This is a genomic window from Herbaspirillum sp. RV1423, assembly GCF_000577615.1.
Lineage (GTDB): Bacteria > Pseudomonadota > Gammaproteobacteria > Burkholderiales > Burkholderiaceae_D > Herbaspirillum.
In genome coordinates this window covers 191,071-211,370 of sequence record NZ_CBXX010000007.1, presented here as the reverse complement: position 1 = coordinate 211,370, position 20,300 = coordinate 191,071, and the positions used below count along the sequence as shown (strand labels likewise).

General features: G+C 60.4%; 19 protein-coding genes. 6 read left to right on the top strand and 13 right to left on the bottom strand.

What is annotated here, in order from left to right; translation table 11 throughout:
- The first annotated feature begins 11 nt into the window (after nt 1-11).
- The 4 genes from RV1423_RS10220 (at nt 12) to RV1423_RS10205 (ending at nt 3,568) form a co-directional block, all read left to right on the top strand.
- Nucleotides 12-845 (top strand): ABC transporter ATP-binding protein, encoded by an 834-nt coding sequence (locus tag RV1423_RS10220; protein ID WP_155835072.1) that lies wholly within the window; start codon nt 12-14, stop codon nt 843-845.
- Nucleotides 845-1,678, top strand: a complete 834-nt coding sequence (locus RV1423_RS10215; RefSeq protein WP_034296017.1) for an ABC transporter permease — start codon at nt 845-847, stop codon at nt 1,676-1,678. The genes RV1423_RS10220 and RV1423_RS10215 overlap by 1 nt, the downstream gene beginning before the upstream one ends.
- Nucleotides 1,679-1,734: 56 nt before the next feature.
- Nucleotides 1,735-2,589: a TauD/TfdA family dioxygenase gene (locus tag RV1423_RS10210; protein ID WP_034296016.1), complete on the top strand. Its 855-nt coding sequence runs from the start codon at nt 1,735-1,737 to the stop codon at nt 2,587-2,589.
- A gap of 220 nt (nt 2,590-2,809) precedes the next feature.
- A complete protein-coding gene (locus tag RV1423_RS10205) occupies nt 2,810-3,568 on the top strand; it encodes an SDR family oxidoreductase (RefSeq protein ID WP_034296014.1) in 759 nt (252 codons plus the stop codon).
- A gap of 52 nt (nt 3,569-3,620) precedes the next feature.
- Here the strand turns inward: RV1423_RS10205 and RV1423_RS10200 are convergent, their stop codons facing one another.
- From RV1423_RS10200 to RV1423_RS10160, 10 genes are all read right to left on the bottom strand, one after another.
- Nucleotides 3,621-4,205 carry a UbiX family flavin prenyltransferase gene (locus RV1423_RS10200; RefSeq protein WP_034296012.1) on the bottom strand — a complete coding sequence of 195 codons (585 nt, stop codon included), beginning with the start codon at nt 4,203-4,205 and terminating at the stop codon, nt 3,621-3,623.
- A 34-nt stretch (nt 4,206-4,239) separates the two neighbouring features.
- The gene (gene grxD, locus RV1423_RS10195; RefSeq protein WP_034296010.1) at nt 4,240-4,551 is read right to left on the bottom strand and encodes a Grx4 family monothiol glutaredoxin; all 312 of its coding nucleotides are present in this window, start codon (nt 4,549-4,551) and stop codon (nt 4,240-4,242) included.
- 10 nt (nt 4,552-4,561) lie between these two features.
- Entirely contained in the window at nt 4,562-4,807 is a 246-nt protein-coding gene (locus tag RV1423_RS30370; protein ID WP_197034914.1) for a hypothetical protein, read from the bottom strand.
- Between the two features lie 33 nt (nt 4,808-4,840).
- A complete protein-coding gene (hpf, locus tag RV1423_RS10190) occupies nt 4,841-5,194 on the bottom strand; it encodes a ribosome hibernation-promoting factor, HPF/YfiA family (protein WP_034296008.1) in 354 nt (117 codons plus the stop codon).
- 125 nt (nt 5,195-5,319) lie between these two features.
- Complete coding sequence (locus RV1423_RS10185; protein WP_034296007.1) at nt 5,320-6,804, bottom strand: RNA polymerase factor sigma-54; 1,485 nt, start codon at nt 6,802-6,804, stop codon at nt 5,320-5,322.
- Between the two features lie 15 nt (nt 6,805-6,819).
- On the bottom strand, nt 6,820-7,563 hold the full coding sequence (gene lptB / locus RV1423_RS10180) for an LPS export ABC transporter ATP-binding protein (RefSeq protein WP_034296005.1): 744 nt from the start codon (nt 7,561-7,563) through the stop codon (nt 6,820-6,822).
- Nucleotide 7,564: 1 nt separating this feature from the next.
- Complete coding sequence (lptA, locus tag RV1423_RS10175) at nt 7,565-8,122, bottom strand: lipopolysaccharide transport periplasmic protein LptA (protein WP_034296003.1); 558 nt, start codon at nt 8,120-8,122, stop codon at nt 7,565-7,567.
- Nucleotides 8,123-8,170: 48 nt separating this feature from the next.
- Nucleotides 8,171-8,773 carry an LPS export ABC transporter periplasmic protein LptC gene (gene lptC, locus RV1423_RS10170; protein WP_034296002.1) on the bottom strand — a complete coding sequence of 201 codons (603 nt, stop codon included), beginning with the start codon at nt 8,771-8,773 and terminating at the stop codon, nt 8,171-8,173.
- Entirely contained in the window at nt 8,770-9,321 is a 552-nt protein-coding gene (locus RV1423_RS10165) for an HAD family hydrolase (RefSeq protein ID WP_034296000.1), read from the bottom strand. Before RV1423_RS10165 ends, lptC begins: the two co-directional genes overlap by 4 nt.
- Nucleotides 9,321-10,349 (bottom strand): SIS domain-containing protein, encoded by a 1,029-nt coding sequence (locus RV1423_RS10160; protein WP_034295998.1) that lies wholly within the window; start codon nt 10,347-10,349, stop codon nt 9,321-9,323. The genes RV1423_RS10165 and RV1423_RS10160 overlap by 1 nt, the downstream gene beginning before the upstream one ends.
- 228 nt (nt 10,350-10,577) lie before the next feature.
- Here RV1423_RS10160 and RV1423_RS10155 point away from each other — a divergent pair, with 228 nt between their 5' ends.
- Both RV1423_RS10155 and RV1423_RS10150 read left to right on the top strand, forming a co-directional pair.
- Nucleotides 10,578-12,566, top strand: a complete 1,989-nt coding sequence (locus RV1423_RS10155) for a cation:proton antiporter (RefSeq protein WP_034295996.1) — start codon at nt 10,578-10,580, stop codon at nt 12,564-12,566.
- A gap of 272 nt (nt 12,567-12,838) precedes the next feature.
- Nucleotides 12,839-14,572, top strand: coding sequence for a methyl-accepting chemotaxis protein (locus RV1423_RS10150; RefSeq protein WP_034295995.1), 1,734 nt, complete (start codon nt 12,839-12,841; stop codon nt 14,570-14,572).
- Nucleotides 14,573-14,655: 83 nt separating this feature from the next.
- Here the strand turns inward: RV1423_RS10150 and RV1423_RS10145 are convergent, their stop codons facing one another.
- The 3 genes from RV1423_RS10145 to RV1423_RS10135 all read right to left on the bottom strand — a co-directional run bounded on the left by RV1423_RS10145 (nt 14,656) and on the right by RV1423_RS10135 (nt 20,126).
- Nucleotides 14,656-15,420 carry a phytanoyl-CoA dioxygenase family protein gene (locus RV1423_RS10145; RefSeq protein ID WP_034295994.1) on the bottom strand — a complete coding sequence of 255 codons (765 nt, stop codon included), beginning with the start codon at nt 15,418-15,420 and terminating at the stop codon, nt 14,656-14,658.
- A 23-nt stretch (nt 15,421-15,443) separates the two neighbouring features.
- The gene (gene uvrA, locus RV1423_RS10140) at nt 15,444-18,299 is read right to left on the bottom strand and encodes an excinuclease ABC subunit UvrA (RefSeq protein ID WP_034295992.1); all 2,856 of its coding nucleotides are present in this window, start codon (nt 18,297-18,299) and stop codon (nt 15,444-15,446) included.
- 72 nt (nt 18,300-18,371) lie between these two features.
- A complete protein-coding gene (locus tag RV1423_RS10135; protein WP_034295990.1) occupies nt 18,372-20,126 on the bottom strand; it encodes a glycosyltransferase family 39 protein in 1,755 nt (584 codons plus the stop codon).
- Between the last annotated feature and the right edge of the window lie 174 nt (nt 20,127-20,300).

Sequence of the window (20,300 nt, the reverse complement as noted above, 5' to 3'; positions counted from 1 at the left end):
GAGTCAACCGGATGCCAGTGATGTCCATCGTGCGCGACACGCCGTTCAGCCAGGATGCAACCAACAACGTAAATCAGCCCGCCGCGATCGTCGTCGAAGCGCTGGAAAAAACCTACGCCACGCACGACGGCGGCAAGGTGCAGGCCCTCGGTCCGATTTCGGTCACCGTGCCGCAGGGCGGCTTCATGACCATCGTCGGTCCGTCGGGCTGCGGCAAGTCGACGCTGCTCAAGCTGTTGTCGGGACTGATTCCGCGTTCGGCGGGATCGATCAAGGTCAACGGCGAGGAAGTGCATGAGCCGCATCGCGATATCGGTATGGTGTTCCAGAGCCCGGTACTGCTGCCGTGGAAAACCGCGATCGACAATGTCCTGCTGCCGGCCAGGGTGCTCGGATTGGACATGGCGGCCAGCCGCGTGCGCGCGCAGGAACTGCTGGAGATGGTCGGCCTGGCAGAATTCGCCAATCGTTATCCGAACGAACTGTCGGGCGGCATGCAGCAGCGCGTCGCCATCGCGCGTTCGCTGATCCACGATCCCTCGATCCTGATGATGGACGAACCGTTCGGCGCGCTCGACGCCATGACGCGCGAAGTGATGAACCTGGAATTGCTGCGCATCTGGCGCCAGGCCGGCAAGACCATCATCTTCGTGACGCATTCGATTCCGGAAGCGATTTTCCTCGGTACCCACGTCATGGTGCTGTCGAACCGTCCCGGTCGCATCGTCGACATGGTGACGGTCGACCTGCCCGCCGAGCGCGGCCTCGACATCATGTCGACCGACGCTTTCGGCGTGTTCAGCAAACGCATTCGCAGCCAGTTCAATACGCAAGGATTCATCTGATGGAAAGCATCCACTCCGGCGCCGCCGCGACGTCCCCGGTTCCGCCCATGTCTTCGCGCCTGGTCCGCACGCTCAGGGCGCGGCCCGAGCTGCTCCTGATTCCCGGCGTGTTCGTCGCCGTCGTGGCGATCTGGGAAACCATCATCCGTCTCTTCGAGATTCCGATCTACATCATGCCGGCGCCTTCGAATATCGCGCTGGCGCTGGTCAATACCGGCTATCTCGACAACGCGCTGTACACGCTCGGCGAAGCCATGCTGGGATTCCTGCTGGCGGCTGCATTCGGCATCGTGCTGGGCGGCCTGATCGCGCAGTTTCCGCTGGCCGAGAAAACCTTGTATCCCTACCTGATCGCCATCCAGACCACACCCAAGGTGGCGGTGGCGCCCTTGTTCATCATGTGGTTCGGCTTCGGCATGACGTCGAAGGTGATCATCGCCGCGACGATCGCCTTCTTCCCGATCCTGGTCAATGTCATCAGCGGCTTGCGCTCGACCGATCCGGCGCGGCTGGAACTGATGCGTTCGCTGCGCGCCACGCGCTGGCAGATTTTCACGATGGTGCGTTTGCCGGGTGCGCTACCGATGATTTTTGCGGGACTCAACATCGCGATCATCTTCAGCATCCTCGGCGCCATCGTCGGCGAGTTCCTCGGCTCCCGCAAGGGCCTCGGCAACGCCATCATGCAGATGAACGTCAACCTCGATACCGCCGGCGTGTTCGCCACGCTGTTCGTGTTGTCGGCGATCGGCGTCTGCCTGCATCTGTTGATGAGTTTCCTGCAACGCAAGGCATTGTTCTGGGCTGACAGTTCGCGTATTCCAACCGTATAGAACGCACAAACAAAAAAGCGGAGACGAACTGATGTAGCCCTTTTTCCGGAGGCGGCATGAGTAGCTTTTCCCTGAAACCGTTGTCCTCCGCACTGGGTGCGGAAGTTGTTGGCCTCGACATGCTCAGGCCGCTCGACGCCGACACCGTGCAGGCATTGACGGAAGCCTGGCATCGCCACGTCATCCTGCTGTTTCGCAACCAGCCGCTGACGTTTGAGGAGCACATCGCTTTCAGCCGTCATTTCGGCGCGCTCGACGATCATGCGGCGATCCCGAAATTCCGTCATCCCGAGCATCCGGAAATCCTGCTGGTGACCAACTACGAAGCCGGAGGAAAACGCCTGGCGGTTGGGCGGCAATGGCATTCCGATTTGTCGACCACCCTGCGCCCGGCCAAGGGCTCGCTGCTGCATTGCGTGGAACTGCCGGAGGTTGGCGGCGATACGATGTTCTGTAACATGTTCAATGCTTGGGAAAGTCTGTCGCCGACCTTGCAGTCGATACTCGACGGCCGCCATGCGTTGCACGACATGAGCGTCGCGCGTGAAACCCGGCTGGCGCGCAGCAGCGAAGAACTGGCCGACATCCGCCGCCGCAATCCGCCGGTGTACCAGCCGATCGCGCGCGTACACGACGGCAGCGGACGCAAGGCCTTGTACGTGAGCGAAATGACCACGCTGTCCATCGAAGGCATGACGGAGGAAGAGAGCCGGCCGATCCTGCAGTACCTGTACGATCGCAGCGTGGTGCCGGAAAACGTCTACCGCCATCGCTGGCAGGTCGGCGATACCATGATGTGGGACAACCGCGGCGCCATGCACATCGCATTGGCCGATTACGATCACAGTCAGCGCCGCATCATGTATCGGACGACCTTGCTGGGCGAACCGTCGGGACGGATTGCCGGTTGAGGCCGGATATCCGCGGCGCGGATCATGTCGAGGGCGTTGCGCGAGGGGCTGCATTTTCGGGGCGAAGTATATTCCATGCGCTTGGCTGAAAATATCTCATCTCTCCACCGCGCAACTGCTGCTATAGTAAAACGCTCAAAAAAACCTGCAACAGACACAACGAGACACACAATGCGCTGGCGCCCCATTGCCCGGCGATCCTGACGGAGGAACAAACAAAATGGCAGCACTGAAGAGAGTCGCATTGGTGACCGGCGCCGGTTCCGGCATCGGCAAACAGATTTCGCTGGCCTTGCTGCGCGAGGGTTATGCCGTCGTGCTGGCGGGCCGCCGCCGGGAACCGTTGGAGGAAACCGCCAAGGCTGCAGGCGAGTCCGGCGTCAACGCACTGGTGGTGCCAGCCGACGTGAGCGATCCGGTTTCGGTGAAGAATCTGTTTGCCAAGGCGAAAGAGAAGTTCGGTCGTCTCGACCTGCTGTTCAACAACGCCGGCATCTTCGCGCCGCCGGTATCGCTGGAAGAGCTGAGCTATGAGCAATGGAAGTCGGCGGTCGACATCAACCTCACCGGCGTGTTCCTGTGTACGCAGGAAGCGTTCAGGATCATGAAGGAGCAGTCGCCGCGCGGTGGCCGCATCATCAACAATGGTTCGATTTCGGCGCATGCGCCGCGGCCGTTCTCGGTGTCGTATACCGCGACCAAGCACGCGATCACCGGGCTGACCAAATCGACTTCGCTCGACGGCCGCCGCTACGACATCGCCTGCGGCCAGATCGACATCGGCAATGCCTCGACCGACATGACCGAGTTGATGAAGAAAGGCACTTTGCAGGCCGACGGTTCGGTGCAGGTCGAGCCGACCATGGACGCCGGCCATGTGGCCAAGGCGATCCTGTATATGGACAGCCTGCCGCTGGACGCCAACGTGCAATTCATGACGGTGATGGCGACCAAGATGCCGTTCATCGGCCGCGGCTGAATTTTCTCAGCACAAAATCAAACGCGCTTGCTGGCAACGGAAGCGCGTTTTTTCATGCAGGCTGGTTTTTGAGGCCGGACCAGCGCGGCGTGAGCGCATGAGGAATGTGGTAAAGGTCGAGTACGCGGCCCAGCGTATGGTCGATCATTTCCTCGATCGATTGCGGACGGTGATAGAAGCCCGGCAGCGGCGGGAAGATGATTCCGCCCATTTCGGTGACGCTGGTCATGTTGCGCAGGTGCGCCAGGTTGAACGGCGTTTCGCGCACCATCAACACCAGCCGGCGGCGCTCCTTGAGGACGACATCGGCGGCGCGCGTGATGAGGTTGTCGGACAGGCCGTTGGCGATGGCGGCCAGCGTTTTCATCGAACAAGGCGCGACGATCATGCCGGACGATGCGAATGAGCCGCTGGCAATGGAGGCGCCGACATCGCGCACCGGATGCACGACATCGGCCAGCGCTTCGACATCCTTGCGACTCATGTCGAGTTCCTGATGCAGGTTCAGCACGCCGGCTTCGGAGACCAGCAGATGCGTTTCGATGCCGGCGTCGCGCAGCACGCGCAACAGACGCACACCGTAGGCGACGCCGGTCGCACCGGTGATGGCGACGATCAGGCGTTGACGGGTCGGCACGGAAGGCGTGGCGGTCGTGGCGGTAGCCAGCGGATCAGCCCTTGAACAGGGTTTGCAGTTCGCCCGATTCGTACATTTCGCTCATGATGTCGGAACCGCCGACGAATTCGCCGTTGACATACAGTTGCGGGATGGTCGGCCAGTTGGAGTATTCCTTGATGCCCTGGCGCACATCGGCGCTTTCCAGCACATTGACGGTGACGATATTCTCGGCCCCGCTGGCTTTGAGCAACTGGATAGCCTTGCCGGAAAAGCCGCATTGCGGGAATTGCGCAGTACCCTTCATGAACAGCACGACAGGGTTTTGGCTCACGGTTTCCTTGATCCAGGATTGGACATCGCTCATGACTACACCTTCAAAAAGTTCTCAATGCCGCCATTATATGAAAAAGCGGGCCGTCGCGTTGGGAGAGTGCGCGATGAATAAAGTGTCCGATTGGCAACTTATCGTTGTATGCGAAGATGATGCGCAGTGATGCCGGAAATGCGTAAATGATTTTCTGTTGTCTTTTCGTCAAGCTAAAAGAAGGCAAGGGGCTTGAAGGCGAGGATCGACAACAAGGACCAAAACAAGAAAGGGCGCTGATGCGCCCTTTTTTCATGGCCGGTCCAATTTGCCGGCTAGTTGGCTATCATCACGTGGCTGCTGCGGGAACAATCTCTTCCGGCAGGCGTTTTGCCTCCGAATGATGATTCTGCAAGCGGTCCTTGTGCTTGATGACCTGGCGGTCCAGTTTGTCGATCAGCATGTCGATGGCGGCATACAGGTCATGTGCAATGCTTTCGACATGCAAATCCTTACCTTTGATGTGAACGTTGATTTCTGCTTTCTGGCGTTTTTCTTTTTCGGTCAGCTTGTCTACGCTGAGAATCACGCTGATGTCGATCACGTGGTCAAAGTGGCGCTTGATGCGCGTCAGCTTGTTTTGCACGTATTCACGGATGGCGGGGGTCAAATCGAGGTGATGGCCACTAATGGTCAGATTCATACAGCACTCCTATCGTGAGATTGCTGGAGGTTCTTTCGCATTGTCCGGCTGTCTGCAGGGCAAAATCAGGCGAAACACCCGAACACGCATGAGAACACAGCAACGATGCTTTGCTACAGAAAAACTTACAGAGATTTGCGGAGATTAACCGGCGGGATCTTGAGCACTTCGCGGTATTTTGCGACGGTTCGTCGCGCCACAACCATGCCCTGTTCCGCCAACATGTCTGCAATCTTGCTATCAGAGAGTGGGTTCTTAGGGTCTTCTGCTCCTATCAATTGTTTGATGAGAGCCCGTATCGCAGTGGAGGATGCTTCACCTCCGGTTTCTGTTGCGACGTGGCTGCCGAAGAAGTATTTCAACTCAAACATGCCATGCGGGGTCAGCATGTACTTCTGAGTCGTCACACGAGAAATAGTACTCTCGTGTAGACCTAGTGTATCAGCTATTTCACGCAACACAAGGGGTCTCATGGCAACCGCGCCATGAGAGAAAAAGTTGCGTTGCCGTTCAACAATTGCCTGAGCAACACGCAAAATCGTGTCGAAGCGTTGCCGCATATTTTTGATCAGCCATTTGGCTTCCTGCAGTTGCGAACCGAGCGATCCGTCGCCTTTGGTCTGCTTGAGCGCATTGGCGTACATGGCGTTGACGCGCAGGCGCGGCATGACGTCGTGATTGAGCAAAACCTGCCAGCCGTCCTTGGTCGCTTTGACAATGACGTCGGGCACGACGTAGTCGGAAGTTTCCGATGCGAAAGCGGCACCCGGATGAGGGTGGCACTGGCGAATGACGGCCTGCGCTTCGCGCAGGTCTTCATCGTCGCAGCCGAGGGCTTTCTTGATCTTGTTGAAATCCCTTTGTGCGAACAGCGCCAGGTAATCTTCCACGATGGTGAGCGCGAGCCGGCGTGTGACAAAGGCAACTTTCGGCAAACGCCTGATCTGCAGCGCCAGGCATTCGGAGGCGCTGCGCGCGCCGATGCCGGCGGGGTCGAAGCTCTGCAATAGCTTTAAGGCAATTGACAGTTCTTCAATCTGGATTTCCAGTTCTTCGGGCAGGCGCGCGTGGATTTCTTCCAGCGATTCTTCCAGGTAGCCGTGTTCGTCAAGCGCGTCGATGAGCAGTTCTACCAGTGCTCGATCGCGCGTGTTGCGCACGGTCAGGCGCGCCTGTTCCAGCAGATGTTCGCGCAGGGTGACGTCATGCGCTTCCAGTTGCGGGCGGGCGTCTTCGTCGTCGGGCGTCTTGCCGGTGCGGGCGACGTCGTCGAAGCTCCATTCGGCATCGCCGCTGACGTTGTCGTCGCCGTTGCCGAGGCTGTCGGTCAGCTCGCTTGTTTCGCCTTCGCTCGGCGCGGCGCTGGGGGCGACGTTCTCGGCCGGATCGGCTTGCGCCGACGGTGTCGGGCTGATGGCGCCGTCGGCCAGCAGGCGCACTGAATTGTCGAGCGCATCGTCGAGACGTTCCAGCAGCGGATTGTCCGACAGAATCTGTTCCAGTTCCTGATGCAGTTCCAGCGTGGACAGTTGCAGCAAACGGATCGACTGCTGCAATTGCGGCGTCAATGCCAGATGCTGGGAAGTGCGTAGCTGGAGGGATTGTTTCATTCAGTTAGCCTGGCGCTACATGCGGAAATGTTCGCCGAGATACACGCGGCGTACGGATTCATTGGCAATGATATCGTCAGGGCTGCCGCTGGCCAGTACGGTGCCCTGGTTGATGATGTAGGCGCGGTCGCAGATGCCCAGCGTTTCGCGCACGTTATGGTCGGTGATCAGCACGCCGATGCCGCGCTCCTTGAGGAAGCGCACGATGCGCTGGATCTCGATCACGGCGATCGGATCGATACCGGCAAACGGCTCGTCCAGCAGCACGAAGCGCGGATCGGTCGCCAGCGCGCGGGCGATTTCGACGCGCCGGCGTTCGCCGCCGGACAGCGACAAAGCCGGACTTTCGCGCAGCTTTTCGATCTGCAATTCGTGCAGCAGGTTGTTCAGGCGGCCTTCGATCTCATCGCGGCTGAGCGGTTTGCCATTTTCCTTGCGCAATTCCAGAACGGCGCGAATGTTGTCTTCGACGGTCAGCTTGCGAAACACCGAAGCTTCCTGCGGCAGGTAGGACAGGCCGAGTTCGGCGCGCTGGTGGATCGGCAGGCGTGAAATGGCGGCGCCGTCCAGGTCGATATCGCCGCCGTCGGACGGCACCAGGCCGACGATCATGTAGAACGAGGTGGTTTTGCCGGCGCCGTTGGGGCCGAGCAGCCCGACCACTTCGCCGCTGGCGACTTCAAGCGAGACGTCATGCACGACCTGGCGCGCGCCGTAACTCTTTTGCAGTCCGCGTACAACCAGAGAACTGATCGCCATCTTATTGACCCTTCGAGGATTCGACGCGCGGCTGGATGATCGCCGTGATGCGGCCGCTGCCGGGTTTGCTTTCGCCGGTGTTGGTGTTGTTGACCGAATAGAATTCGGCACGGCTGTCGTAAGAGATGAACTCGCCGTTGACTTCATCGGTCACGCGCGGACCGTCCATGCGCTGCATATGGGCGCGCGTAAACAGTTTCGAGATTTCGGTTTTTTCGCTGTATTCGATGCGCTCGGCCTGACCTTCGATCCACAGGTTGGGGCCGCCGTCGCGCTTCTGGCGGAAGCTGGCAAGCTGACCGGGCGCGGCGTACAGGATGGCGAATTCATAGCCGGCCGGATCGGTAGTCAGCACGACCTTGCCGGCCTTGATCAGCAGCGTGCCGCGCGTGAGCACGACGTTGCCGGTGAAGGTCTTCACCTGCTTGACGTCGTCGTAGACCATTTGTTCGGCTTCGATGCGCGTCGGTTTTTCGGTGTCGGCGCGTTCGGCGCGCGCGATGCTGACGACGCTCATCAGGAGCAGGGTGAGCAGAGGCAGTAGTGAGGTAGGTTTCATAGGAATCTGCGCAAGTATCTCGCTTGGTTGTGCCGGCTGGCTGTGGCGCTAGCGTGGACGCGGCTGGTAAGTGCCGCGCACATCGTGTAATAACTGGAATTCCTGTATCGCGTTGTTGGCGATCATGCCGGTGCCGGTCATGACGGACTTGCCCATCGTGATTTCGACCGGCTTGTCGGTCCTGGCGACGTCGTCGTCGGGCAGCAGCAGGAGGTATTCGGTCTTCAGATGCATGTCTTCGGTCTTGCCGATTGCGGCGCGATCGGCGTTGACGTCCTCATACATATGGATCTTGCTGTTGTCGTCTTCAATGAAGGCGCGCTTCGAGCGCAGCGTCATCGGTGGTTTTGCCTTGTCCAGACTGGTGATCACGGGTGAGGTCACCTCGAACGAATCGGTGTCCGGGAAGTGCACCATTTTTTCACCGACGATGTCGTAGCGCGGCTGGCCGGTTTCGGACATTTTCACGTAACTGAATTGTTCGACATAGTAATCCGGCTTGCTGCGCGGACGCGCTGCCAGCGTGTCGTCGATGTTGCGGCGCATGACCTGCAGCACCCAGAAGCTGCCCAGCGCCAGCGTCGTCAGGACGACCAGCACGATAATCAACCGGATGCGCTGCGCCGCGCGTTCGCCGCTATGGTTACTCATGCCAGGTAGCCGGCCAGCGCCGTTTCGTAATGACCCTGCACCGTCAGGATGAAATCGCAGATCTCGCGCGCGGCGCCATTGCCGCCGCAGCCTTCTGTGATGTAATCGACGCGCTGCCTGACGTCGTGATGGCCGTTGGCGACGCAGGCGGTGAAGCCGACCTTGGTCATGACCGGCAAGTCGATCACGTCGTCGCCGAGGTAGCCGCACGCGCAAGCCGCGACGCCGGTCTGTTCCAGCAACTGGGCAAAGGCGACGCGCTTGTCATGCACGCCCTGGAACACGTGGGCGATGCCCAGGTCCCGGGCACGGCGCAGTACGATCGGCGACTGGCGGGCGGTGATGATGGCCGTGGCGACGCCGCCGTATTGCTGCAGCATCTTGATGCCGTGGCCGTCCAGCGCGTTGAAGCGTTTTACCGGCTCGCCGTCCGCGCCGTAATACAAGCCGCCGTCGGTGAGCACGCCGTCGACGTCGAAAATCATCAGCCGCACTTGTGCGGCTTTGGCAATCGCGGCGGCGCTGGCCGTGCTGAATCGGTCTGCCATCAGATCACCTTGGCGCGGGTCAGGTCATGGATGTGCAATGCGCCGACCAGCCTGCCTTGGGCATCGGCGACGAGGACCTGGTTGATGCGGAATTCTTCCATCAGTTCGACGGCGTCGACCGCCAACTGGTCGGGATTGATGGTGCGCGGGCCGCGATGCATGACGTCGGCAATCGAAAATTTCATGAAATCGCCGCCGCGTTCCAGCAGGCGGCGCAAGTCGCCGTCGGTGAACACACCGATCGGACGGTTGTCGTCGTCGACCACGGCGGTCATCGCCATGCCCTTGCGCGTGATTTCCATCAGCGCCGTCGACAGCGAGACGTCCGGCCTGACCGCCGGGATGGCGTCGCCGGTGCGCATGACGTCGCGCACGTGGGTCAGCAGGCGGCGACCTAATGCACCGCCAGGGTGCGAACGGGCGAAGTCTTCTTCCATGAAGCCGCGCGCATCCAGCAGCGACACCGCCAACGCATCGCCCATCGCCAGCGTGGCGGTGGTGCTGGCGGTGGGGGCCAGGTTCAGGGTGCAGGCTTCCTTGGCGACGCCGACGTTGAGGTGGATTGCCGACAGCAGCGCCAGGCTGGACTCGTCGTTGCCGGTCATGGCGATCAGGTAGGCGCCCATGCGTTTGATGATCGGCACGATCGCCATCAACTCCGCTGTTTCGCCGGAATTCGAAATGGCGATGAACACATCGTTGGGCGTAACCATGCCGAGGTCGCCATGCGCGGCTTCGGCCGGATGCATGAACAGCGCCGGCGTGCCGGTGGAAGCGAAAGTCGCCGCGATCTTGCGGGCGATGTGGCCGGATTTGCCGATGCCGGAAACCACCACGCGGCCCTTGCATTCCAGCAAGATGCCCACGGCGCGGGCCAGCGGCTCGGACGCGGCGTCGGACATGCGCGCTTTCAGGGCCAGGATGGCGTCGGCTTCGATCTGCAGGGTTTGACGGGCGAGACTCAACGCGCGCTGCGCGCGTTCGGTAGAAAAAGCTTTTGGCAAGATTTTAGGTTCGGTTACACTCATTACCGAAGTATAAACGAATTACGAAAGCAAAAAACTTGCCAGATGTAACCTCGTGTAGCGCCAGGGATGTCCAGCCGCTGATCCGGCCGCGCCGCCGGGGATGTCGGAGCCTTGGGAAACAGTGCCTGCAGCGGCGCCATACCGTCCGGAATCCTTGGCGGCGGGCATGATTCTGGCTTAACAGGCCCTGCGGCCTCCATTTATAAGAATTGCTTCGTTTTCAACTACATGTTTTCAGGACTAGAGCTCACTCTTTTTCTACTTGGCGCCGCGGTACTTGGCGTTGTCGCATTTCGAATGCTGCATTTGCCGCCGATGCTGGGTTATCTGGTGGTCGGCATCATCATCGGTCCGCACGGACTGGGCTTTGCCGAGGACAATGAAACCACGCATGCGCTGGCGGAGTTCGGCGTGGTCTTCCTGATGTTTTCGATCGGGCTGGAATTCTCCCTGCCCAAATTGTCTTCCATGCGCAATATCGTCTTCGGCCTTGGCGTGGCGCAGGTGCTGGGGACGATTGCCGTGGCGATGGTGTTCGGCTGGAGTGCGGCCTACATCCTGCCGCAAATGCACAGCATCAGTTGGCCGGCTGCTTTCGCACTGGGCGGAGCACTGGCGATGTCGTCCACCGCAATCGTTTCCAAACTGCTGACCGAGCGGCTGGAACTGGAAACCGAACACGGCCGCCGCATCCTCGGCATCTTGCTGTTCCAGGACCTGGCGCTGGTGCCGTTGCTGATCGTGGTGCCCGCACTGGCCAAGAATTCCGGCAACCTGGTCGTGACGCTGGCCTGGGCTTCCACCAAAGCGCTGGTGGTGCTGGCCTTGCTGCTGTTCTTCGGCCATAAGCTCATGCGCAGTTGGTTCCAGATCGTCGTCAAGCGACGCTCGCAGGAACTGTTCATGCTGAACCTGCTGATGATCACGCTGGGCGCCGCCTGGATTACCGAAAAAGCCGGCCTGTCGCTGGCGCTGGGCGCCTTCATCGCAGGCATGCTGATTTCCGAGACTGAATACAAGCATCAGGTGGAAGAAGACATCAAGTCCTTCCGCGACGTCCTGCTGGGATTGTTCTTCATCACCATCGGCATGTTGCTCAATGTGCATCTGGTGCTGGAACACTGGTGGCTGGTCCTGTTCCTGCTGATCGGCCCGGTATCGCTGAAGTTCACGTTGATTGCCGCGCTGGCGAAGCTGTTCGGCTCATCCACCGGCGTTGCCCTGCGTACCGGTCTGGCGCTGGCGCAGGCCGGCGAATTCGGCTTCGTGCTGCTGAACCAGGCGGGCGGGCTGCAATTGATGGATCCCATGCTGATACAGGTGATCCTGGCGTCGATGGTGTTGTCGATGCTGGCGGCGCCTTTTATCATCGCCAAATCCGATGCCATCGTCATGAAGCTGTCGTCCAACGAATGGATGCTGCAATCGCTGGCGCTCACGCAACTGGCCACGCGAACCATGTCGAGCCAGAAGCACGTCATCATCGCCGGCTTCGGCCGCAGCGGACAGAGCCTGGCCAAGCTGCTCGACGAAGAAGGCATTCCCTATCACGCGCTGGAACTCGATCCCGAACTGGTGCACGATACCCGCGTCGCCGGCGCCAACGTTTCCTATGGCGACGCTGCCCGCCGCGAAAGTCTGGTGGCCGCAGGCATCCATCGCGCCGCCGCGCTGGTGGTGACCTATGCCAGTACGCCATCGGCGCTGAAGGTGCTGCATCATGCCGGCGAACTGGCGCCGACCTTGCCGGTCATTGTGCGCAGTCACGACGACGCCGACCTTGAGAAACTGCTCGCCGCCGGCGCCACCGAAGTCGTGCCGGAGGCGCTGGAAGGCAGCCTGATGCTGGCGTCGCATGCGTTGGTGATGCTGGGCGTGCCGTTGCGCCGGGTCGTGCATCGCGTGCAAAGTGCGCGCGACGAGCGCTACACCTCCCTGCGTGGTTACTTCCACGGCGCCTCGGATGTGCCTGAAGACAATGACAATCTGAACGTGCGCCTGCAATCGGTCGCGCTTGACGAGAGCGCCGGCGCCATCGGCAAGACGCTGTATCAGGTTGCTCTGGAACAGTTCGATACCGACGTCACCATGCTCAGGCGCGGCAAGCTGCGCATCGACTTCACTCCCGACACGATCCTGCAAGCCGGCGACATTGTGGTCTTGCGGGGGACCGGCGAAAACATACTGCGCGCCGAAAAACGTTTGCTGAAGAAGTAGTCCAAATCATCAGACGCATTAACGGCCTGTCGCCGATGTTGTGCAACAACAGGCGACCTTTCAGGAACCTGACAGAGTGGTGTTCATTAGTGCTCATAGGCAATCTCGCTGCGATGATTCTCCTGCCGTTTGATCCATAGATGGGACCGTGGCCGTCAATTCGTTGAAATGCGACCCCGGCAGGGCTCTATTCCGAGTATCTTCCTGCGACAAATGCTCGGACACTGATCTCCTACGCAACGTGTTTGTCCTGCCATTCGGAAGGAGTTTCCATGTTCAAGAATCTCTCCATCAAGGCGCGCCTGATTTTCGTTGTCAGCTTTCTCTCGGTTCTGCTGGCGCTATTTGGCATCGTCGGTATTGTCAGCCTGCAGCAAACCAATACCGCGATGCAATCGCTCTACGAGGATCGGCTGGTGGCACTGGGACAGTTGTTGCAAGTGACCGATGCCGTCAATGCCGGGCGCTATACGATTTCCAGCGCCATCGTCGGCGATTCGGGAGAGATCGACAAGAGTATGGATAACCTGGTGAAGAAGTTGGCGGACGGAGAAAAAGTTTGGGGGGAATATCTCGCCACTTATCTCACACCCGAGGAAACGAAGCTTGCGGCGCAATTCGGTGCACAAAACAAAAAGTTTGTGGTCGAAGGCGTCAAGCCGGCGATCGAGGCGCTGCGTAACCGGAATCTTCAGGGGGCAACCGACTTGTACAATGGAAAGATGCTGGAATTGTTCAAGCAACTCAACGTCACCATGAGCAAGCTGACCACGTTGCAGCAGGATGTCGGCAAGCAGCTCTATGACGAATCGCAGGCGCGTTACCGGACTTTCCTGACGATGACGATCGCGGCCATTGCGGTTGGCTTGTCGGTGGCGGCGATCATAGGCATCTGGCTGGTGCGTGCTATTTCCGGTCCGCTCAACAAAGCCGTCAAGGTAGCCCGTGGCGTTGCCGACGGTGATCTGACTCAGTCTATCGAAGTGCATTCGCGCGATGAAGCCGGGCAGTTGATGGAAGCCTTGCGGACCATGAACGGCCGTCTCCAGCAAATCGTCGGCGAAGTGCGCGTCAGCACGGACACCATCGCGACGGCCTCAAGTGAAATCGCCTCCGGCAATCTGGATTTGTCGGCGCGCACCGAAAGCCAGGCCGGCTCGCTGGAAGAGACCGCTTCGGCAATGGAAGAACTGACCTCGACCGTGAAGCAAAATGCCGATAACGCCCGCCAGGCCAACCAACTCGCAGCTTCCGCGTCGCAGATCGCAATCGAAGGCGGCGATGTCGTCAGCAAGGTGGTGGTGACGATGAACAACATCAATGATTCGTCGAAGAAAATCGTCGACATCATCAGCGTGATCGACGGCATTGCGTTCCAGACCAACATCCTCGCCCTGAATGCGGCGGTGGAAGCGGCGCGCGCCGGCGAACAGGGCCGCGGTTTCGCAGTCGTGGCGTCGGAAGTGCGCAGCCTTGCGCAACGCAGCGCCGCTGCTGCCAAGGAAATCAAGACACTCATCGACGACTCGGTGCAAAAAGTCGGCGAAGGCAGCAAGCTGGTCGAGCAAGCCGGCGTCACCATGGATGGAGTCGTCTCCAGCGTCAAGCACGTGACCGATGTCGTGGGTGAAATTACGGCTGCCAGCCAGGAGCAGAGTTCGGGCATCGAAGAAGTCAATCGCGCCATCACGCAGATGGACGAAACGACGCAGCAGAATGCGGCGCTGGTGGAGCAAGCCGCCGCCGCCGCACAATCCCTGCAGGACCAGGCCCAGCGTCTGGCGCAGGCGGTCAGCGTGTTCAAGCTCGATGGCAGTCGCCAGGTTGCCGCGGCTCCGGGCAGGACGATGGGCATCACGCCGCGCCCGACGGCCGCGACCGCATCGCCGGCGGTGAAAAAAGCCGCTGCCAAGCAGCCACCCAAACCGGCGGCTGCACCGGCACCTGCATTGGCGGCGAGCGCAGCCGGCAAGCCTGGCGACGACGGCGATTGGGAACAATTCTGATCCGATTGCGCGCAGCGGCGCCGGCATGAAAAAAGGGTATCGCCATCGCTGGCAATACCCTTTTTTATCTTTTGGGGAGTTCCTCAGTCCAGCAGGATGTCGTCCGATGCCGCCGAGCGCGTTCCCGGCGTCGGCGGGTTGCTCTGGCCATGGTAGGCGAATACGACCGAAGCCTTGACCTGGTCGGAGTTGTTCCTGCCGGCGGCGTGGAACAGGCCGCTGTGGAACAGCACCACGTCGCCTTTGTCCAGCGGCAGCGAAATGCCCTGCGCAAACAATGCCTGATTGGCCGGCATTTCCGGGCGCAGGAAATCGAGTTCGTCCATCTGTTCCGGCTGTAATTGCAGCCGCTGCGAACCGGGGATGAATTGCAGGCCGCCATTGTCGACATGTTCCGGACCCAGCGCCAGCCAGACCGAAATCAGTTCATTGCGCGGAAACGACCAGTAGCGGATGTCGCGATGCCAGCCGGTGGCAGTGCCGAAGGTCGGATGTTTGGTCATCACGCAATTGTGATGCGCCAGCGTGACGCAGACCGGCTCGGCAAACAACTGGTGCAGCGCCGCCACCAGCCGAGGATCGGACGCCCAGGCGCGAAAATGCGCGTCGCGCTGCCATGCCGCGCGCAAACGCCGCGCCGTGCGGCCGCCCGGCGCGTCCAGCGAAGCCGGCGCGCCCTCGTAGCCGACTTCGGCTTCATATTCGAGCGGCGCGACGGCCTGCTGCACATGTTCGCGCGCGACGGCCAGCATGTCGTCGCAAGCCGCCGCGGGAACGAAGCCTTTGAGCAGCAGGTAGCCATCGTGCCGGAAGGCGGCAATCTGGGCTGAGGAAAGTTGGTTTTCCATGGCGCTTTCTTATTCCTTCTTTCCTATTTTTTCTTCTTGAGCAATGGCGCCAGATACTGGCCGGTGATGCTGGCGGGATTCTTGGCCACGTCTTCCGGCGAACCGGTGGCGATGATCTGGCCGCCGCCGGCGCCGCCTTCAGGACCGAGGTCGATGACCCAGTCGGCGGTCTTGATGACGTCGAGGTTGTGCTCGATGATGGTCACCGTATTGCCTTGGTCGCGTAGCCGATGGATCACTTTCAGAAGCAGGTCGATATCGTGGAAGTGCAGGCCGGTGGTCGGTTCGTCCAATATGTACAGGGTACGCCCGGTATCGCGTTTGGACAACTCCAGCGACAGCTTGACGCGTTGCGCTTCGCCGCCGGACAGCGTGGTCGCGCTCTGGCCCAGCTTGATGTAGCCGAGGCCGACGTCGAGCAGGGTTTGCAGCTTGCGCGCGATCAGCGGCACCGGCAGGAAGAATTCATGCGCGTCTTCCACCGTCATCTCAAGGATTTCGGTGATGTTCTTGCCCTTGTATTGCACTTCCAGCGTTTCGCGGTTGTAGCGTTTGCCGTGGCAGACGTCGCACGGCACGTAGACGTCCGGCAGGAAGTGCATCTCGACCTTGATCACGCCGTCGCCCTGGCAGGCTTCGCAGCGGCCGCCCTTGACGTTGAACGAGAAGCGTCCGGCGCTGTAGCCGCGCTCTTTGGCCATCGGCACCGTCGCGAACAGATCGCGGATCGGCGTGAACAAACCGGTGTAGGTCGCCGGATTGGAACGCGGCGTGCGGCCAATCGGCGCCTGGTCGACCGAGATCACCTTGTCGAAGTGTTCCAGGCCGCTGATCGACTCATGCTCCGCCGGCTCGGTCTGCGAACCGTAGAGGTGGCGTGAGGCGGCCAGGTACAGCGTATCGTTGACCAGCGTCGACTTGCCGGAACCCGATACGCCGGTGACGCAGGTCAGCAGGCCGACCGGCAGGTCGAAGCTGACGTTCTTCAGGTTGTTGCCGGTGGCGCCGGTGATGGTCAACTGGCGCTCCGGATCGGCTTGCACGCGCTTTTTCGGCACGGTGATTTCGAGCGAGCCGTTGAGGTATTTCGCGGTCAGCGATTTCTTGCTCTTGAGGATGTCGGCCAGCGTGCCCTGTGCGATCACTTCGCCGCCGTGCACGCCTGCGCCGAGGCCCATGTCGACCACGTAATCGGCGGTGCGGATGGCGTCTTCGTCATGCTCGACCACCAGCACGCTGTTGCCGATGTCGCGCAAGTGCTTGAGCGTGCCGATCAGGCGGTCGTTGTCGCGCTGGTGCAGGCCGATCGACGGCTCGTCCAGCACGTACATGACGCCGGTCAGGCCGGAACCGATCTGCGAAGCCAGGCGAATGCGCTGCGCTTCGCCGCCCGACAACGTGTCGGCGCTGCGTTCGAGAGACAAGTAATCGAGGCCGACATTGTTGAGGAATTTCAGGCGCGAGACGATTTCCTTGATGATGCGGTCGGCGATTTCCTTCTTGGCGCCGGTCAGCTTCAGGTTCTCGAAAAACGACAATGTCTCGCGCAGCGGCGTCGCCGCCACTTCATAGATCGCGCGCTGCTGGCGGCCCGAACCGACCTTGACGAAACGCGCTTCCACGCGCAGGCGCGCGCCGTGGCAGGACGGGCATTCTTTTTCGTTGATGAACTTGGCCAGTTCTTCCTTGACCGCCATCGAATCGGTTTCGCGGTAGCGGCGCTGCAGGTTGGTGACCACGCCCTCGAAAGTGTGCTCGCGGATCACGGTGCGGCCGCGCTCGTTCACGTAGGTGAACGGGATGGTCTGGCGGCCGGAACCGTACAGGATCACTTGCTGCGCTTTTTCCGGCAACTGCTCGAACGGGATGTCGATGTCGAACTCGTAGAACGCCGCCAGGTTCGACAGCATCTGGAAGTAGAACTGGTTGCGCCGATCCCAACCCTTGATCGCGCCGCTGGCCAGCGACAGGTTGGGGAAGGCGACGATGCGTTTCGGATCGAAGAACTCGATGTGGCCAAGGCCGTCGCATTCCGGACAGGCGCCCATCGGATTGTTGAACGAGAACAGGCGCGGCTCCAGCTCCTGCAACGAGTAGCCGCAGATCGGGCAGGCGAATTTGTTGGAGTAAAGATGTTCCTTGTCGGTATCCATTTCCAGCGCGATCGCGCGGCCTTCCGCGAGGCGCAGCGCGGTCTCGAAGCTTTCCGCCAGGCGTTGCTTGATGTCGGCCTTGACCTTGATGCGGTCGATGACGACGTCGATGGTGTGCTTCTCGGTTTTCTTCAGTTTGGGCAGGTCGTCGATTTCATATACCTTGGCCGTGCCGGTGCCGCTCTGGATGCGGAAACGCACAAAGCCCTGCGCCTGCATCTGTTCAAACAGGTCGACATGTTCGCCCTTGCGGTTGGCCACCACCGGCGCCAAAATCATCAGCTTGGTGTCTTCCGGCATGGCCAGCACGGCGTCGACCATCTGCGATACCGATTGGGCCGCCAGCGGATTTTCCGGATGATCGGGGCAATACGGCGTGCCGACGCGCGCGTACAGCAGGCGCAGGTAATCGTGGATTTCGGTGACGGTGCCGACGGTCGAGCGCGGATTGTGCGAGGTCGCCTTCTGCTCGATCGAGATCGCCGGCGACAGGCCTTCGATCATGTCGACGTCGGGTTTTTCCATCAGTTGCAGGAACTGGCGCGCATAGGAAGACAGCGATTCGACATAGCGTCGCTGGCCTTCCGCATACAGCGTATCGAAAGCCAGCGACGACTTGCCCGAGCCGGATAAACCTGTGATGATGATGAGCTTGTTGCGCGGCAGGTCGAGGCTGATGTTCTTCAGATTGTGCGTGCGTGCGCCGCGAATGCGAATTTCTTCCATGGATGCCTTCAGCGTAAGTTTTCCATCAGAGGTTCATATGAACATCGAATGGAGGATCAACCTATTACTATATCAGGAGTCACCATTTGCGGCTGAGCCGGCGGCGGCCGGCGCGCTGCGCTCGTAGACGGTGAATGTCTGTTTGTCGTCGCCGTCACGCGAACCTGTCCAGAAGGGCTTCCAGCCGCCTGCAGGCAAACCGGTGCCGAACGGCGACTGCACGATCACCCAGCGGCAATCGGTATTCTGCGCAGCGTTCACCGGCTGGTGCAGGATGCCCGTGTAGTAGTACAAGGTGGGCGCTTCCGATTCCCCCAGCCCGATGCTGGCCATGCAATCGCCCTCGCGCCATGCAGGAAGCAGCTCGGCCGACAGGCGTTCGTAGACGAATTCATAACTCTTGGCGTGGTCGGCCCACGGCAGCAATAGTGTGTAAGCAACGCCCCACGTCATCGTGATGCCGGCAAACCAGCTACCGGCGCCGCGCCATTTTCCGAATTGCTTCAGGCGCGGCAGGCACAGCAGCCAGCTCAGCGTCAGCAGGGCGGCCGTCGTCAACGCCAGCGGCTGCAAGGGCGAGACATAGTCGATCGGCAGCCATTTCGCAAGAGGCGAAAGAAGATCATGTTGTTCGACAGGACCGGTGGAAATGGCGTATGCCATCCAGATAAACGCAGTTGCCGCACCAAAAAACAAACGCGCCAACCAATCCCAGCCGGCGTGCAGAGAGTCCGGCAGGCGATCGATCGCACGAGAGCCCAGCATGCATAAAGGCAGGATCAGCGGCAGCAGGTACAACTGGCGCGCCGTGGCCGACACCAGCAGGAGGACTACGCAAATCAGCGTGAACGACAGAGGCACGGCAATGCGCGGCCGGTTCATCTTGCGCCAGTCGCCGGTCACGATCGCGAACGCCGCCAGCGGCGCGCCAGGCAAGGCGAAACCCGATAGGGCGCGGAAAATGACGGCATGATCATTGCCCGAACCCAGTTTTTTCACGGAAAAACCGAAGAAACGTCCGACGTTGTTGTCCCAGAACCATTCCATGAACAGCGGCAGCGAGTGTTGCGCCAGCAGCAGCGGCCAGATCACGAAGAACGGCAGCGACACCAAGATGGCCGCACCGATCATATACAGATAGGATCGCGAGCGGCACGCTGGCACCATGGCGGCGACGCAGAGAGCGGTTGCGGCGTAAATGATGGGAACAAACAAGCCCTTGGACATCTCGGCAATGCCGACGCCCAAGCCGAACCATATCGCGGCCGCCAGCTTCGGCGTCTTGTTCTGTTCGTTCTGCGCGATTTGCAGCAAGCCATACATGGCGATCGATCCGCCGCACACCAGGGCGACATCGGTGAACATGTCATGCGCATGTTTGACCATGCCGACCGTGCCGGCGAACAGGGCCAGCGTGCCGAGCACGCGCGCGTTCAGGAAACCGTCCTCGTTCCACGCCGCGCGCGCAATCCGCGCGATGAACAGCAGGGCGACCAGCATGAAGAACACCGAGGTCGCGCGCGCGCCGTCGGCATAACTGAGCCAAGGATGCAGCGCCTTGGCGAACAAGAGGGCGGTCCAATAGTACAGCGGCGGCTTTTCCATGAAGGGGACGCCGGCGTTGGTCGGCACCAGATATTCGCCGCTCGTCAGCATGTGATGGATCATGCCGAAGCTGTAGGCTTCGTCCTGTTTCCACGGACCATGTCCGAAGATGCCAGGCAGCAAGTATGCGCACGCGACGGCCGCCAATGTCAGCCACGCCATCCTCGCTGTAAGGTGCTGCTGGAAGGTGGTCAGGTAGGGAGCGCGAACGGGGGAAAGCATAAGGTTGAATGCAATCAATGGGCCGGATTGGGTAACCGCCCATTGTTACATAATTGCCGCCTCAGAAACATTGCGTTACAAAACGAAACATGAAGTCCTGGCGAATTCGGGGGGAGGCGGCATTGTCGCCTGAACATACCTGAAAAAAGCGATCGCCGTTTTGATTGCTGCTAA